The sequence below is a fragment of the Desulfuromonas sp. TF genome (assembly GCF_000472285.1).
Lineage (GTDB): Bacteria > Desulfobacterota > Desulfuromonadia > Desulfuromonadales > ATBO01 > ATBO01.
This window is the reverse complement of the sequence record NZ_KI421428.1, coordinates 50,513-65,422: the sequence shown is the minus strand read 5'-3', so window position 1 is coordinate 65,422 and position 14,910 is coordinate 50,513. Positions and strand designations below refer to the sequence as shown.

Annotated in this window: 15 protein-coding genes and 1 pseudogene; 3 read left to right on the top strand and 13 right to left on the bottom strand. The window is 52.1% G+C overall.

Features of this window, described 5'->3' with window-relative positions:
- Positions 1-249: 249 nt before the first annotated feature.
- The 5 genes and pseudogenes from DTF_RS0119745 to DTF_RS0119730 all read right to left on the bottom strand — a co-directional run bounded on the left by DTF_RS0119745 (position 250) and on the right by DTF_RS0119730 (position 3,961).
- Positions 250-534: a HigA family addiction module antitoxin gene (locus tag DTF_RS0119745; protein WP_027716718.1), complete on the bottom strand. Its 285-nt coding sequence runs from the start codon at positions 532-534 to the stop codon at positions 250-252.
- Between the two features lie 18 nt (positions 535-552).
- Positions 553-832: pseudogene (locus tag DTF_RS26330) on the bottom strand (type II toxin-antitoxin system RelE/ParE family toxin).
- Between the two features lie 57 nt (positions 833-889).
- On the bottom strand, positions 890-1,585 hold the full coding sequence (locus tag DTF_RS0119740; RefSeq protein WP_027716717.1) for an anaerobic ribonucleoside-triphosphate reductase activating protein: 696 nt from the start codon (positions 1,583-1,585) through the stop codon (positions 890-892).
- 90 nt (positions 1,586-1,675) lie between these two features.
- Complete coding sequence (nrdD, locus tag DTF_RS26755) at positions 1,676-1,822, bottom strand: anaerobic ribonucleoside-triphosphate reductase (protein WP_027716716.1); 147 nt, start codon at positions 1,820-1,822, stop codon at positions 1,676-1,678.
- A gap of 159 nt (positions 1,823-1,981) precedes the next feature.
- Positions 1,982-3,961 (bottom strand): ribonucleoside triphosphate reductase, encoded by a 1,980-nt coding sequence (locus DTF_RS0119730; protein ID WP_027716715.1) that lies wholly within the window; start codon positions 3,959-3,961, stop codon positions 1,982-1,984.
- A 323-nt stretch (positions 3,962-4,284) separates the two neighbouring features.
- Between DTF_RS0119730 and nikR the strand changes: the two genes are divergently transcribed.
- The 3 genes from nikR to DTF_RS0119715 are packed head-to-tail and all read left to right on the top strand — an operon-like array spanning position 4,285 to position 6,283.
- Complete coding sequence (nikR, locus tag DTF_RS0119725) at positions 4,285-4,704, top strand: nickel-responsive transcriptional regulator NikR (protein WP_027716714.1); 420 nt, start codon at positions 4,285-4,287, stop codon at positions 4,702-4,704.
- A gap of 2 nt (positions 4,705-4,706) precedes the next feature.
- A complete protein-coding gene (gene cbiQ, locus DTF_RS0119720) occupies positions 4,707-5,519 on the top strand; it encodes a cobalt ECF transporter T component CbiQ (RefSeq protein WP_027716713.1) in 813 nt (270 codons plus the stop codon).
- On the top strand, positions 5,516-6,283 hold the full coding sequence (locus tag DTF_RS0119715; RefSeq protein ID WP_027716712.1) for an energy-coupling factor ABC transporter ATP-binding protein: 768 nt from the start codon (positions 5,516-5,518) through the stop codon (positions 6,281-6,283). Before cbiQ ends, DTF_RS0119715 begins: the two co-directional genes overlap by 4 nt.
- Before the next feature lie 110 nt (positions 6,284-6,393).
- On the opposite strand, the gene DTF_RS0119710 is transcribed toward DTF_RS0119715, so the two are convergent.
- From DTF_RS0119710 to DTF_RS0119670, 8 genes are all read right to left on the bottom strand, one after another.
- Positions 6,394-7,161: a HEPN domain-containing protein gene (locus DTF_RS0119710; protein WP_027716711.1), complete on the bottom strand. Its 768-nt coding sequence runs from the start codon at positions 7,159-7,161 to the stop codon at positions 6,394-6,396.
- Positions 7,161-8,294: a DUF262 domain-containing protein gene (locus tag DTF_RS24715; RefSeq protein ID WP_051361503.1), complete on the bottom strand. Its 1,134-nt coding sequence runs from the start codon at positions 8,292-8,294 to the stop codon at positions 7,161-7,163. Before DTF_RS24715 ends, DTF_RS0119710 begins: the two co-directional genes overlap by 1 nt.
- A 384-nt stretch (positions 8,295-8,678) precedes the next feature.
- Positions 8,679-9,083 carry a GNAT family N-acetyltransferase gene (locus tag DTF_RS27900; RefSeq protein WP_081703113.1) on the bottom strand — a complete coding sequence of 135 codons (405 nt, stop codon included), beginning with the start codon at positions 9,081-9,083 and terminating at the stop codon, positions 8,679-8,681.
- Positions 9,034-9,813, bottom strand: coding sequence for a hypothetical protein (locus DTF_RS0119695; RefSeq protein ID WP_027716710.1), 780 nt, complete (start codon positions 9,811-9,813; stop codon positions 9,034-9,036). The genes DTF_RS27900 and DTF_RS0119695 overlap by 50 nt, the downstream gene beginning before the upstream one ends.
- Positions 9,814-9,825: 12 nt before the next feature.
- Positions 9,826-10,773, bottom strand: coding sequence for a radical SAM protein (locus tag DTF_RS26325; RefSeq protein ID WP_081703112.1), 948 nt, complete (start codon positions 10,771-10,773; stop codon positions 9,826-9,828).
- A gap of 460 nt (positions 10,774-11,233) precedes the next feature.
- A protein-coding gene (locus DTF_RS0119685) for an IS3 family transposase (RefSeq protein WP_155890897.1) occupies positions 11,234-12,795 on the bottom strand; the annotation gives its coding sequence in 2 pieces (ribosomal slippage) (positions 11,234-12,315 and positions 12,315-12,795; 1,563 coding nt in all).
- 444 nt (positions 12,796-13,239) lie between these two features.
- Positions 13,240-14,241, bottom strand: coding sequence for a hypothetical protein (locus DTF_RS0119675; RefSeq protein WP_027716707.1), 1,002 nt, complete (start codon positions 14,239-14,241; stop codon positions 13,240-13,242).
- Between the two features lie 29 nt (positions 14,242-14,270).
- Positions 14,271-14,855 (bottom strand): hypothetical protein, encoded by a 585-nt coding sequence (locus tag DTF_RS0119670; protein ID WP_027716706.1) that lies wholly within the window; start codon positions 14,853-14,855, stop codon positions 14,271-14,273.
- Between the last annotated feature and the right edge of the window lie 55 nt (positions 14,856-14,910).

The window sequence follows — 14,910 nt, the reverse complement described above, 5'->3', positions numbered from 1 at the left end:
TCCCCTCGGATGTCCCCTGCCCCAACTCTGACACTATTCCGATATGCCAGGAAGTTCCTTCGAACCGGGCAAACCACCCCCCTGCCTTCCTTAAGCTGCCAGTCGATCACATCGCTAACCGAGAGATTCAGTCGCTCTCGCACTTACTTGGGAAGAGTAATCCGAAATCCGGCGGCAATGGTCGATCTCATTCGTCAACTTCCGGTAGATCGCGTTGGCGCGCCGTCCCGGGCCACTCTTTGCGAGACATCAAGCTGCCTGGATCTTTTCGACGTGAAGATCTTTGCGCCGGCGTTCGGCCTGCCATAGATCATAGTGCATCTGCTGGGTCAGCCAACTCTCCGGGGTGGTGTCAAAGGCGATAGAGAGCCGAAGCGCCATTTCAGGGCTGATCCCAGTCTTGCCGTTCAGCAGCTCCGAAAGGGCCTTGCGGGAGACTCCCAAGGCCTTGGCTGCGTCGGTAACGGTAACGCCCAAAGGTTCAAGGCATAGCTCGCGAATGACTTCGCCGGGATGTGGAGGATTGTGCATCATAGTTGTTGCTCCTCTTCTTCAGTGGTAATCCAGGCAATCTACGTCGCAGACGTCTTGGCCGTTGAAACGAAAGATCACCCTCCAGTTCCCACTCACAACTCACAGACCAGAACCCGGCAAGATCACCGCTCATTGAGTGCAGCCGCAGGCCTGGGAGATTCATGTCCCGCGGTTCTCTTGCGGCATCGAGGCGGGCCAGGATCAACCGCAGACGCCCGGCCTGCTGAGCCTGAATACCTGCCTTGCTGCCGGTTTCATAAAACTGTCGAAGGCCTTTGTGGCGAAAACTGGTTATCACGACTGTAACCCGTTAAGTGTCAGGTGTCAATGGCTGTTCCGACCACAATTCCCCGGATCAAAGCCCCCTCAAAACCACCTCATCCACATACCCCCCCGCCACCTCGGCAAACCCCCGAATGACCTCCCCGGAATGCGGCTCCATCCCGCGCAATTCCTCGTCCAGGGAGTGGCCGGGGACGAACTGCTGCAGGATCCAGCGGCGCGCCCCGCGCACCGTCTCGCCGATGGCGCGGATGTCGGCGGCTTCGACAAGGCCGGGGACGCAGGTGGTGCGCAGCTCGTACTCCACCTCCCCGTCGATGAGGAGCCGGGCGCTGGCGGCGAGGGCGTCCGGACTCACCGGGCCCTTGTGAAGCTCGCCGTAGCGGCCCGGAGCGGTCTTGACGTCGAGGGCGACGTAATCGAGGAGTCCCTCCGCCATGAGCCGCTTCAGCACCGTCGGGGCCAGGCCATTGGTGTCGAGCTTGATCTCGAGCCCCAGCTCCTTGATCTGATTCACAAAAATGGGAAGATCCGGATCGAGGGTCGGTTCGCCGCCGGAGATCACCACCCCGTCGATAAAGGAGCGGCGCTCCTGCAGTTCTTCCAGGAGCGCCGCGAGGGGGTAGTCGGGATACTGGTCGGGGTCGAGGACCAGGGTCGGGTTGTGGCAGTAGGGGCAGGTGAGATTGCAGCCGCCGAAAAAGACCAGGGAGGCGATCCGTCCCGGAAAATCAAGGAGACTCGTCCCCTGAAAACCTTTGATTCGCATAAAGTCATTCCAAAGTCCGCGGACCAGAGTCCAAGATCGGAAGTCTGAAGTGATTTTTCAGTCCTCCGTCATCCGTTCTCTGTCCTCGGTTTACTCTTTGCGCTTCCCCTCAGCGACCACGAACTCCTTGCGCTCCTTGAACTCCTCCTTCTTCCCCTTGTTCCATTGCTGAACCGGTCGAAAGAAACCGCAAACCCTCGAATACACTTCCGTTTTCGAATCGCATTTGGTCGCCATGGTATTCCTCCTTGGGCAAATTCATGGTTGTCATTGCAGGGGGCAGGCCTCGTGCCTGTCCATGGCGCCCCCAAGGGCGCCTTCCGATCACCGATCACCGATCACCGATCACCGATCACCGATCACCGATCACCGATCACCGATCACCGATCACTGCACTTAAGCCGCCTGATGATGCGGGCAGGCGAAGTGTTCGCCGGAGATGTAGCCGTGCACCGGGCAGATGGTGAATGTGGGGCTGATGGTGAAATAGGGGAGATGGAAGTTCTCCGCAATCCTCTTGACCAGCAGGCGGGCGCTGCGCCAGTCTTCCAGCCGTTCGCCGAGGAAGCCGTGGAAGACGGTCCCTCCGGTGTACTGGGTCTGCAGGGCATCCTGGTGGGTGAGGGCCTGGAAGATGTCGTCGGTGCTTCCCACCGGCAGCTGGGTGGAATTGGTGTAGAAGGGCTCGTCGGCGCCGGCGGTGATGATGTCGGGAAACTTCCGGCGGTCGCGGTTGGCCAGCCGGAAGCTGGTCCCCTCGGCGGGGGTCGCCTCCAGATTGAAGAGGTGGCCGGTCTCCTCCTGGAAGACCTCGAGCTGGCTGCGCATGAAGCGCAGTGTCTTGACCGCCAGGACCTTCCCTTCTTCGGTATCGATCCCGTTCCCGATCAGGTTGTGGCAGGCCTCGTTCATCCCGAGCAGGCCGATGGTGGAGAAGTGGTTGTCCCAGAAATGACCGCTGCGCTCCCGGATATCAGAGAGATAGAAGCGGCTGTAGGGATAGAGCCCGCCGTCGGTGAAGCGCTCGAGCTGCTTGCGCTTGATCTCCAGGGACTCGGAGGCGAGGCGCATGAGTTCGGAGATGCGGCTGAAGAAGTCCTCGGTGCTGTCGGCCTGGTAGGCGGCGCGGGGGAGATTGAGAGTGACTACGCCGATGGAGCCGGTCAGGGGGTTGGAGCCGAAAAGGCCGCCGCCGCGCCGACGCAGCTCGCGGTTGTCGAGGCGCAGCCGGCAGCACATGGAGCGGGCGTCCTCGGGGTCCATGTCGGAGTTGATGAAGTTGCTGAAGTAGGGGATGCCGTACTTGGCGGTCATCTCCCAGATCGGCTGGAAGCGGGGGCTGTCCCAGTCGAAGCCGACGGTGATGTTGTAGGTGGGGATGGGGAAGGAGAAGATGCGCCCCGAGCTGTCGCCCTCCATCATCACCTCGCAGAAGGCGCGGTTGAACAGGTCCATCTCCCCCTGGAAGTCGCCGTAGGTCTCCTCCATCAGCTTGCCGCCGATCACCACCGCCTCGGCGGACATGTTCTTCGGCGGGGTCATGTCCATGGTGATGTTGGTGAAGGGCGTCTGGAAGCCGACCCGGGTGGGGACATTCATGTTGAAGATGAACTCCTGGAGGGACTGCTTGACCTCCTGGTAGGAGAGTTTGTCGTAGCGGATGAAGGGGGCGAGCAAGGTGTCGAAGTTGGCGAAGGCCTGGGCCCCGGCCGCCTCCCCCTGCAGGGTATAGAAGAAGTTGACCGCCTGCCCCAGCGCGGTGCGGAAGTGCTTGGGGGGCCCGCTCTGGACCTTGCCGTAGGCGCCGGTGAACCCCTTGAGGAGCAGGTCCTTGAGGTCCCAGCCGCAGCAGTAGACGCTGAGCATCCCCAAGTCGTGGATATGAAACTCCCCTTCCCGATGGGCGTCGGCGATGTAGGCGGGATAGATCTTGTTGAGCCAGTAGTTGCTGGTGATGTTGGCGGCGATGTGGTTGTTAAGACCCTGGAGGGAGTAGCCCATGTTGGCGTTTTCGTTGACCCGCCAGTCCTCCTGGGTGAGGTAGGAATCGATCGCCTCGATCGACTCCTTCATGAACTGCTTGGTCTGTCTCAGGCTGTCGTGCTGCTGACGGTAGAGGATGTAGGCCTTGGCCGTCTTGGCATGGCCGTTCTCGATCAGGATCTTCTCCACAAGATCCTGGACGTTCTCCACGGTGGGAATGCGCCCGTCCTTGTAGATGACCCCGAGAATCCCCTCCACCTGACGGGTGATGCCGGCGGCTTTTTCCATGTTGGTGCCGCCTACCGCCCGCACCGCCTTCTGAATGGCTTCGGTGATCTTCCCCTCTTCAAAGGGAACCAGCCGTCCGTCCCGCTTCCTGATGAACTCCAGCATTCCACTCCCTCCCGCACAAGAGAATTGACAATGGAGAAAATCTAACACAGTGGATTGCGGAGTCAAGGCAAAAAACACAACATATTGAGAAAATAAATTTTATCATCTACAACATCTTGTGGGAAGACGGTGGACAGGCTGTGGACAACCGGTGGACGGAGAGCGCCAGCCCTGCAATATCCTTGACCCTCCAGAAACAGCGTGCTAAACAGGTCGAAAGTCCCGGGTTCAAAGTCCCGGGTCCCGAGTTCCGGGTCCAAAATCCCTTGCATCAGATTTTTCGGGTTTTACCAATCACGGATCACGAATCACGGATTTTCCCCATGGCCGAACTCACCCGCTTTGGCATCTCCATCGACGACCGGCTGCTCAAGCGCTTCGACGCGCTGATCGCCGAGAAGGGTTACGGCAACCGTTCCGAGGCCATCCGCGACCTGATCCGGGGCGCGCTGGTGGAAGAGCAATGGGCCCGGGAGGACGAGGAAACGGTGGGGACGGTCACCCTGGTCTACGACCACCACACCCGGGACCTCTCCGACAAGCTCACCGAACAGCAGCATTCCCACCATGATGCCATCGTCTCGGCCCTGCACGTCCATCTGGACGCCCATAACTGCCTGGAAGTGGTGGTGGTCAGGGGGAAGGCGGGGGAGGTCCGGCGCCTGGCCGACGAGCTGATCGGCACCAAGGGGGTCAAGCACGGGAAGCTGGTGATGAGTACGACGGGACGGGAACTGCCATAACCATGGCGAAAATCGAATCGGCATTCTTCGATCTCGGAACCCTCGACACCCTCGCCGGCCGGGACACCGCCGTCCACCGCCTCGACCCCCGGGCCAAGCTTCTGACCACTCTGGTCTTCATCGTCGCCGTGGCCTCCTTCGGCAAGTACGAAATCTCCGGCCTGCTCCCCTTCTTTCTCTTTCCGGTCACCCTGATCGCCCTGGGCGATCTTCCCGCCGGCTATCTGGCGAAGAAGCTCCTCCTGGTCGCCCCCTTCGCCCTCTTCATCGGCGTCTTCAATCCCCTTCTCGACCGGGAAATCCTCGTCACCCTGGGGCCCCTGGAGATCTCGGGGGGATGGATCTCCTTCGCCTCGATCCTGCTTCGCTTCGTCCTGACCGTGGGGGCGGCCCTGATCCTGATCGCCACCACCAGCTTTACGGGCGTCTGCATGGCCCTGGAAAAGTTGGGCGCCCCGAAGGTTTTCGCGGTCCAGCTCCTCCTGCTTCATCGTTACCTGTTCGTTCTGGTCAACGAGGGGGTGCGGATGGTGCGGGCCCGCGCCCTGCGCTCCTTCGGCCGGCGGGGCATGGGACTGACGGTCTTCGGCCACCTGGCGGGGCAGCTGCTGCTGCGCACCCTGGACCGGGCCAGGCGCATCCATCTGGCCATGCTCTGCCGGGGCTTCACCGGAGACATCCGCATGCTGCGTCCGAGCCGGATCGGTTCCGTGGAGATCGCCTTCACCCTCGGATGGTCCGTCGCCTTTGTCCTCATGCGCTTCTACAACCTCCCGCACTTTCTCGGGAGACTGCTGACGGAGTTTGCCCGATGAGCCATCACATCGTCGAGGTCGAAGACCTCAGGTACACCTACCCGGACGGCACCGCCGCCGTGAACGGGATCTCCTTCCGCATCACCCACGGCGAGTCGGTGGCCATCGTCGGCGCCAACGGGGCGGGCAAATCGACCCTGCTGCTGCATCTCAACGGCTATCTCACCCCCGGCGGTGGGCGGGTGCACATCGGCGATTTTCCCCTCACGAAAGAAACGATTCGGAACGTGCGCCGCACCGTGGGGATGGTTTTCCAGGACCCCGACGACCAGCTCTTCATGCCCACCGTCTTCGACGACGTCGCCTTCGGCCCCCTCAACCTGGGCCTTCCCCCCGAGATGGTTACCGAGCGCGTGACCGCCGCCTTGGAAAAAGTGGACGCCCTGCACCTGAAGGACCGCGCACCCTACAAGCTCTCCGGCGGGGAGAAGCGTGCCGTGGCCATCGCCTCGGTCCTCTCCATGTCCCCCGACATCCTGGTCATGGACGAGCCCTCCGCCGGTCTCGACCCCCGGGCCCGCCGCCTCCTCATCGAACAGCTCCGCTCCTTCCACCACACCAAGATCATCGCCACCCACGACCTCGACCTGGTCCTCGACCTCTGCGACCGCACCATCGTCCTCCACGACGGCTGCATCACCGCCGACGGGCCCACACTGGAGATCTTCGGCGACGAAGCCCTGCTGGCCGAAAGCCGGCTGGAGAAGCCGTTGCGGCTGCAGGGGTGCCCGGTTTGCGGGGGACAGGGAGGAATGTCCCAATAAATCTCAGGCGAATTGGGATTGAATTCCGAGACAATAAATGAGAACGGCTCACCCGGTAGATGGGGTGGGCCGTTTTTGTGGCTGACAAGTGGTGATTTATCGGAAAAGAGTTATCCGAGGCTGTCAGAAATTGCCTGGGCAAGTAGCCGTAGGCGATTTAAATACTCCGTCAGGACGTCGGGGGTGATATCCGATGCCGAACCCGTATGGGCCACTCGGTTTCGATTCCTAACCATATCCGCCAGAAATTGCCTCAATAGTTTTCCAGCCTCACGTGTCCCTTGAATCCCCATAAAGTCCTTGACCCTCTGATCCCCACCCAAGATGTCCCAAGTTATCCGGTATCCGAACTTGCCAAGCGTCTCAATGAAGCTTTCCAAGTCCAGAAGATTGCTTTGAACTGATATGGCCTCAGGATTAAGCTCAAACGATGTCGAACCAGGAAAACAGGTGCCGATATTTCGACAGAGTTGGAAAAAGTCAAGTGACTGAAGCTGTTGGGGTGGTTTTGCCTTTTGGGTAAGCAGATATCCGGTTGCCTTCATGTGAAGATCATGCACAGGGGCTCCCAGTTCGTCGAAAGTCTTTACCCTCCGAGCCTTAGCCAAAATTGCAGCCTCCAAAGATCGACAAAGGAACTCTTCAAACCCGGCAACAAGGCTTAAAAAGTTGGCGTTGCAGTGTTGTCGCTCCGGGTATTCTCCAACTTCATGAAACCTCCGAATTTCATCAAGCGCATGTCGTTGCCCACTTTCCCAGTTAACTACTTCGAAAACACAGCGACGGACAGCTCCGGCTGCATAAATGAATCGGATGCCGAGCTCAATTTGCCGCACGTGTTCTTGAAAAACTGCAAGTGGAACTGAGGACACTGCCATTAGTAAACTGACTCGAACAAGGCCTCGGTCTGATTTAGACGTTTTTTGATAGATTCTGCAGTGTTTGCACGTGCAACCACAAGCTCATAGAAGGCACCATTATCAGTCAAGGCTTCATCCAGACGCCGCTGCAATGAGGCAGCATTTGCAAGTAAATCTTCCCTACGCGCATAGAGTCGGTCAAGAGCGATCATTACCGCGTCATAAAGAGGCTGAGAGAGCTTTCTCGCCCCACCGTCACGGGGAGGGAGACGAAACGTGTTTTCACCGAAAATGTTGTGGGCGAGAGTCAAGCGCGACATATAAACTGCCTCAAGCTCCCCGATCTCATCCTTTGAAAGGTTTAGGTTGTCCTCCATACACCTGTCTAACATCCCTTTTACAGCCCCACGGATGTTTGATTTTTTTCGAAAAGCAAAAAAACGAAGTACGACTTCACAATCTTGCATCCGCTGAAACATGCGATTATTGGCAAGAGCAGCCGAAATGTGTTCTCCGCGAATGTGGTCTTCGTATCGAGGTATCTCCCAAATGTCATTAAAAAGTGACTTGGCAGCAAGGCTCAGAAGCATATCGTTGAACGGACCTGAAAATAGGCAGTTTCGTAACTCTTGGGCGTTAAGGTTTTGGCCACCTGTATTGAGCCGTTCAAACATTAACCGTCGGACATCATGCCTTTTCTCTTCAACGGTCAGACTTTCAGCAAGCAGCACAACAGCCGAAATACGCCGGCGGTCTAGTCCCCGTTGAATAATTGGGGGTAAATCCGAAAATTTTTTATTGTTCAACCCCGGCCATTTTTCCAGACCAGTAAGTTTGTACCGATTTTCATAAAAATCGGAAATTGCCCCTAATCTTTGTTGTCCGTCAATCACTTCGTATCGACTATAATCAACTTCGAACAAGAATACCGGGGGGACAGGTAGGTTCATTAAGAGAGACTCAATGAAAAGAGAACGCTTTTTATTTGTCCACACTTGCCGGCGCTGGTACTCTGGGTGAAGATTGATCCAGCGGCGCGTTCGTACGAAATCGAGCACCTGCGGCAAAAGAAAATCATTTCTCTCTTGACTCAGGCGAACCTCACCACTTTCGTACATTTCTTCAAGTTCTCGGTCTGTTAATGTCGGCATTTTTACTCCCGAATCTCAGGTTTATAAAAATAAGACTGAATCAATTTAGATCTACCTGTGCGGTCGGTCAAGTTTTTTCCCGCCCGGCAAATTATCTCGAATTGAGATCTGGGTAGCAGAGGGCTCTGAAAGCGCAATTCTTACAATTCCTCACTTCTGAGAACGCTAGGATCTGTTCCGTATTGGGTGAGTTTTGAGACTTTAGCTTTGATCTGCCGACAAATGGGTAAGCTTACGCCGAAGGCAAAACTCTCACGGGCAACAAAATTGCCAACAGTGCTACATTTCTAGAGCACAGAGTCTGGTGAGGCAAAGGTGAACTCTTAAGTGAGCCGTTGACTTCTTAGGCTCAAATGGGGTTACAAAGAGTGTTAAAGTAAGAATTTAGGTCAAAGACAATGCTTTAAGCCTAAAGATAGAAAAACCTAACTTTGCATAGAACTTTTCAGACCCTGGCTCTGCAAAAAGACGTATAAAGTCTCTTCTTGGAAAATCATCATAAAACCTAAGCATTTTTTTGACCAAGGTCGTACCAATCCCAGTATTTTGCAAGTCAGGCCTCACAATTACATCATTTATGGTGACATACAGAATTTTATCAGAGAAAGACCTAATGAAGCCGACCAAGTCATGGTTGTAATAGGCCTGGATTGTGTGGTGTGATGCCTTCATAATACCTTCAAGCTGCGAATGGCTCAAGTCCAGATAAACCTGCCACCCAACAGACGAATATAAATCTCTAATTGGTTGGATAGGAACCTTTTTGTCCACTAAATATGTTATCTTCATTGTCCTGAACCTCTTCTATTTTAAGTTTTGGTATTTGGGACAATTTCCGATTCCCTTCCTCCCAAAGATAATCAAAGTAGTTAACGAATGACCTGCCGAGAAGCGAGCCTTTGTCAATTAAAATGGTCCTAGCATTCTTTGCTGTCGTTCCGTCTTGGTAAAAACTTAAAATAATTGAATCCTCATAGGCAAGTATACACCACAAAAGATCCGAATCGAAAAATTTAATTTGAATATCAACATTATCGTTCATATCTTTGATTCTTCTAAATGTATCATAGTTCCTTAGTATATCCTTTATGTGTTCATTTACCTCGCTTTCATTTGGATCAAGATTGACTCTATTTATTCTCGTTATCCTGTTTACAATTGCCTTAAGGCACGAGGGATTCAGTATAAGTATTTCTATTTTTTTATTGTCACCATTATTCCAACCGGAAACAATTTTGTACATAGCCGAATCTAGATACGATGGGGTGTCAAGAAGCGCGAATCCATTATAAGCTAAGAATTTAATTTCTTTAGCTTTCATAATTTTTGACAGTTGATCCGAGACTGCCTCTTCACGTGAGGCAAAGGTTTTCAACAAGCCTATTGTTTCCAAATGTAACTCTTTATCAATACTTTCCTTTTTGAGCTTCCTAATATGCGACAACAGATTCCAAGAAATAGCAGTTAAGCCTAGTGTGATTATCCAGCTTACAAGGTTGATCAAAATACCCTGAGTCATAAGTCAATACTCTCAATTCGCCGTGGCTGCATTTTCTAATCCATCAAGCATTCCATCAAACAAGGCACGCCGCACATCGCAGTAACTAGCACACATATTAAGTTCGAGGTCTTCAGAAAAGGGGCTACAACAATCTTTCCAGTCACAGTTTTGACAAAAGGTACTTCTTTTCTTAATTGATTTATTTAATTTTTCTTTTTTATGGTTAATCAATTGCTTAAGAGAATAAAACTTTTCATAACTTCCATCAGGGTTTAGATTTGCTACTTGTCTATACGCATGTTCTTTTTCAAAAACTTTATCTCCCGTAAAAGCCAAAAAATAGCATGGGATTGCGCCATATTTTCGAAAAATCTTTTGTGTCTCCACGGAAAGAGCTTTCAGTTCTTTTTTTGTTGGCTTAACAAAGCTTCTAAGATATGGAGAGGTTAATTGTGGCCAACATTTTTGACCACACCCTTCATACAAACTCTCGAATATTTCAAAGAGATTTTTATATGATTCTGGTCCTACAAGAGTAAGACCAAACCTCAATGGTGTCTCCTCTGATGAATACTCCTTTATGTATTTGAGGATTAAATTGACATCTACAACTTCATGGAATGGATGAAGTGGATTTTCTACAGATATGTATATGGAAGAAAATAGCCCACTAGACTTCCTGATCCAATTTTCGTTTATATAAACACCAGAGGTAAGAATAGATGGTTTCACCCCTGTTATGTCAAAAACAGTCCTTGCATAATCAAATAATTTATCTCCAGCGGATGTAGGCTCACCACCTGAAAAACGAAATTCATTAAATGAAAGCGAAAGTGCCTCCTTACATGCACGCACTAGATCTGCTTTATCTAAATAATGATCATCTTTCAGGCTAGCCTTTCGCTCCACATGACAGTATGGGCATTTTACCGGGCAGAGCCAAGTCATATTCAACGTCAAAATTTTGTACACAAACATAGGCTTGTTGTCTTTATAAAAAAAGCCGGAATTTTAATAATTTCCGGCTTTTCCCAACTTTATTTTGTTTACGCACTATCGGCTGACTTTTCTTTAGTTTTCTTTGTGCCCTTCAGGTTTGCAGCCGTGAGAGTTGCCAATCGCGATCCCTTGCTCTGCATGCCTTCCTCCTTTTTTTCATAAGTTCAATTTTTCTCATTGGTATATTTTCTACCCTGTCTGTTCTTAATTTGTCAACCCCATAATAGGGAAACAATATCATCGTGGAGAGCGGCAGATCATGTTGGCGGCGCAGCAAATGGGACAAAACTCTGAGCGTCAACCGCACTTTGACACGACTGGAAGAGAAGCTGGGCGTTAAGCTGCTCAAACTGACTACGGTTGAATGTTACATAGGCCTAGCGCAAGGAAGCGGAGGGCATACCGGCGGGTGTCAAGGTAGTTGTCGCCTCAGTCTCATTTATGCTGCTTCACTACTGAGGTCCTCTTCGGAGGACCTTTTCCGATCCGGGTTGAGTCGAACCACTTCGATAGGATTCCAGTTACGTGTTTGCCGGGTCCATCGGCCGGGATTTTTCGCTCGGGCCTGCTCGTAAACCTCTTTCCGCCTGTTTAATTTCGCGAGTTCCCGTCCATAATGCCGATCATCCGGCGTCACGAAGCGGATCTCACTATGCTGATGCTCGGTGTTGTACCAGTGGACGAATGCATCAACCCACCGTTGGGCCTGGAACTCGGACACAAAGGGGTGAGATGGATATTCCGGCCGATATTCCAGCGTCCTGAACAGTGATTCTGAGAACGGGTTGTCATTGCTGACGCCGGGCCGACTAAAGGATGGGACGACGCCCAGGCGCTGCAGGGTGACCAGCATGGTTGAGCCTTTCATCGGGCTGCCGTTATCGGAGTGCAGCACCAGGCCCTTGGGATCGACCCTGTGGCGATGAAAGGCTTCCACACACAGCAGGGCACTGTTCTGGCCGCATTCTTTGGAGAAGACCGTGGCGGCCATGATCTTGCGACTCCAGACATCCAGGATCATGTACAGATAAAAGAACTGACCCGCGATCGTGGACCTCAAATAGGTGATGTCCCAGGACCACACCTGGCAGGGGCCGGTGGCCACCTTCTCCCGAGGGCGGCGGTGAGTGGCCGGTCGGCAGCGTTCCCGATGGGCCAGTTGGCTTTCCTGCCGTAAAATGCGGTAAAAGCTCGATTCAGACGCCACGTACCGGCCCTCATCGGCCAAACGGGGAACGATCTGTTTGGGAGACAGTTCCCGATAGGTTGGCGAGTTGGCGACGGAGAGGACGTCCTGCCGTTCAGCCGGCGTCAGTTTGTTCGCAGGCGCGGCCAACGGACCACGACGCCGATCGTCGCCACCGCCCTGCTGAGAGCATCGTTGAATTGTCCGGACTGTCAGTCCCAGCATCTGGGCCGCCGGTTTCAATCTAGCGCCCAAAAGCACGGCCTCAGCGACGAGTTCAAGTGCTTGCTGCCGTTCTAACGGTCGGTGTCGTCGTCCTCGTCCCCCCAGATCTCCTGTGCTTTTTTTTTGAGAACCAGCAAGGCCGCGGTTTCGGCCAACGCCTTGTCTTTGCGTCGAAGTTCCTTCTCCAACTCATGGATGCGTTTGCTCTCAGAACGCTTGACAGCCTTGGGCTCAAGACCAATGAGCATCTGATCACGCCACTGCTGAAGTTGCGCGTCATGCAAACCCCGGCTGCGCAAAAAAGCTCCGAGTTCTTCTTCAGATAGCGCTGCCGCTTCCAGAACGGCCGCGAGCTTCTCTTCGGCACTCCAGTCTTGTGGTCGTTTCATATTGGACAGCCTCTTCATGGACTCGGCAAAGGATGGCGGTTCGGCAGAAGCAGGAATCTCAAGCGTATCAGCTTCACTCACCCATCGATAGAGTGAGCTGCGTGAAACGCCTATTTCCTCAGCTAAAGAGACGGGGCTCGGCCCGTCTGGATCGGTCATCTTCTGGATCATCAGGGCGCGAAAGGCGGGAGAATATCTCATCGGCATGACAGGTTGTCTCCTCTCTTTTTTTATTTGAGGCGACAACTATGCTGACACAGGGGGCAGGGAATCTGTCCTAGTGCCGGTGATTTAAGGGACACGTCCTTAGTTAGATTTAGGTGTCAACTTTATCGGGGGAAGGTCCTGTCTTCGGTAGAGCTTTGCAATTATCCGATAAATCGTCTCAGATTACATTGGGAAGACAACGTGGGGGTCCCGGTACCGAGACTGCGGAGAAAGTGTTCCGGCACAAGACGCCAGTGATTTATAGGGCGGGTTATTATACATCAACCGATAGAAATCAGCGGTGGCGCAGTGGCCAAAAGCCATGTAGCTATTTTTTTGAGAACCACCGCCGTATCCCCGTCTTCTGGTCTTCTTCGCGAATGCGACGATTGTCGCTCCTCAGTCTGTGAGGCAACTGCCTCGACTGTAGTCTTTTGGTTAAGGGCATTTTAATTGGTATTGAATTTTTGCCGCTAGCTCTGTAGTGTCATTTATTAAGAGTGTGAGTTCTTGACTATCCGGAAATTTGCCAGCAGCGATGGCACGATCTTTCATTCTTCCCATTTGTCGAGAGAAGCGCTGATAACCATTGGGGTGAGAGTCTGCAGACTCAATTGAGCAATCAAAACCGCCAAAGGCAAGATAGAAGTCGGCGAGGACATTGCTTAATGCTTCTATCGGGTTGTTCGACAGTTCGACAAATCTGTCGATAGCCCAATCGTCGGCCTCTACCTCTTGGCTTCTTGATCGACCCATTAATTTTAAAAACTCATTCAAGCGTTGGGTGATGGTTGTTAGTTTGTCTAAGGTGGAGAGGTCCACGTATGAGTGCCCACTTGCAATATGCCCAAGTTCGTGGAGGTACCCAAGGCCAATGACAACATTTACGGAATAATCCCGAGCAGGTCGAAACTTTGGGTCAATTGGAAAACTGCTTTTATATTGGTTGCAATAGGCAGGGGTAGTCTCCAAAAATATCTCTGGCGCAGGTAGTCTTCTTGGTGGTAAGTCATTGGCAATACGTTGGCGGTTACCTGCTAATGCGTCGAAAAGGGCATTGATATACATATTTTTACATGGAAAGAATTCTGGCGAATGTACAGAGACTTGATTTGCGTCTGCGATGTAAGTAATTAGGAGGCGGTATTCCGCTGTCATGTAAATAGTCTTCTTCTTGGAATTTTGATCATACGCTACCCAAGCGTTTGGAAAGGGTTTGTCACTGACTTGAAATGGAATTTGTTGGATCAGTGATTCGAGAGCCACATCTCCATTTTGTGAAAATGTTTTCCTGAACCATTCTATGTAATTACTTAGCTTTTGACGTTCAACATTCAAGTCTTCCAAGTAGTTTCCACCGCTGTTTTTAGAAATGGCGGCTGAAGGACAGATAAACAAAGAAACAAGTGTAACGGCTAATATGATTCTTTTATATTTCATATCATCACCTCCAAAATCAAGAAGGTTAACTAATGTTGCAAAACAGTTCTTAAGTCTTCATATAACTGTTTGTCTTTCTCGGAGACTTTTGCGAACTCTGTTGACGATTTTGCCATTGAAGTTATCTCCAAAAATTTGTCATAACTACCTTTCCCGTATGCTACATCTATTAAACTTATTTGTGCATTCCCGAGTTGAGTAAGAATCGCTTTATATCTAAATTCTGAGCTTAATTCGTGCACACCTTCAAATGCTAAGAATTCACCAATGACAGAAATTGCTTTTTTAGCACGTAATTGGCTGTCTTCTGGTGGTAGTCCCCCGGTTTGGTAGGAGCCCCCAAGCTGTTGGGGGGAATCCCCTATATTCGGCATTTTAAGTTGGATGACAACGGAAGTTACTAAAACAATCATTCCAAATGAAGCGAAAAAAACTCCAGGCCAAACATTTTTAAGTGTAACCTCAAATCCAGCACCTTTATATGATAATTCTCCTTCAGCCTTTTTACTGTTTGGGTACGACAGACGGAAAAGGCTATGCCCGAGTATGATACATATAAGCCCAGCAATAACGATCAATAATCTTTCAGCGGCACGAAGGTAAAAAACTTCCATATTTTCATTCTTTCTATGTGGATCTCAGATTTATTAGCCCAAATCTCTTTATCCT

Excerpts from the sequence above, each read along its gene's own strand:
- DTF_RS0119745 (WP_027716718.1), bottom strand. The coding sequence starts at position 534 with ATGATGCACAATCCTCCACATCCCGGCGAAGTCATTCGCGAGCTATGC.
- DTF_RS0119740 (WP_027716717.1), bottom strand. The coding sequence starts at position 1,585 with ATGCGAATCAAAGGTTTTCAGGGGACGAGTCTCCTTGATTTTCCGGGA.
- nrdD (WP_027716716.1), bottom strand. The coding sequence starts at position 1,822 with ATGGCGACCAAATGCGATTCGAAAACGGAAGTGTATTCGAGGGTTTGC.
- DTF_RS0119730 (WP_027716715.1), bottom strand. The coding sequence starts at position 3,961 with ATGCTGGAGTTCATCAGGAAGCGGGACGGACGGCTGGTTCCCTTTGAA.
- nikR (WP_027716714.1), top strand. The coding sequence starts at position 4,285 with ATGGCCGAACTCACCCGCTTTGGCATCTCCATCGACGACCGGCTGCTC.
- cbiQ (WP_027716713.1), top strand. The coding sequence starts at position 4,707 with ATGGCGAAAATCGAATCGGCATTCTTCGATCTCGGAACCCTCGACACC.
- DTF_RS0119715 (WP_027716712.1), top strand. The coding sequence starts at position 5,516 with ATGAGCCATCACATCGTCGAGGTCGAAGACCTCAGGTACACCTACCCG.
- DTF_RS0119710 (WP_027716711.1), bottom strand. The coding sequence starts at position 7,161 with ATGGCAGTGTCCTCAGTTCCACTTGCAGTTTTTCAAGAACACGTGCGG.
- DTF_RS24715 (WP_051361503.1), bottom strand. The coding sequence starts at position 8,294 with ATGCCGACATTAACAGACCGAGAACTTGAAGAAATGTACGAAAGTGGT.
- DTF_RS27900 (WP_081703113.1), bottom strand. The coding sequence starts at position 9,083 with ATGAAGATAACATATTTAGTGGACAAAAAGGTTCCTATCCAACCAATT.
- DTF_RS0119695 (WP_027716710.1), bottom strand. The coding sequence starts at position 9,813 with ATGACTCAGGGTATTTTGATCAACCTTGTAAGCTGGATAATCACACTA.
- DTF_RS26325 (WP_081703112.1), bottom strand. The coding sequence starts at position 10,773 with ATGTTTGTGTACAAAATTTTGACGTTGAATATGACTTGGCTCTGCCCG.
- DTF_RS0119675 (WP_027716707.1), bottom strand. The coding sequence starts at position 14,241 with ATGAAATATAAAAGAATCATATTAGCCGTTACACTTGTTTCTTTGTTT.
- DTF_RS0119670 (WP_027716706.1), bottom strand. The coding sequence starts at position 14,855 with ATGGAAGTTTTTTACCTTCGTGCCGCTGAAAGATTATTGATCGTTATT.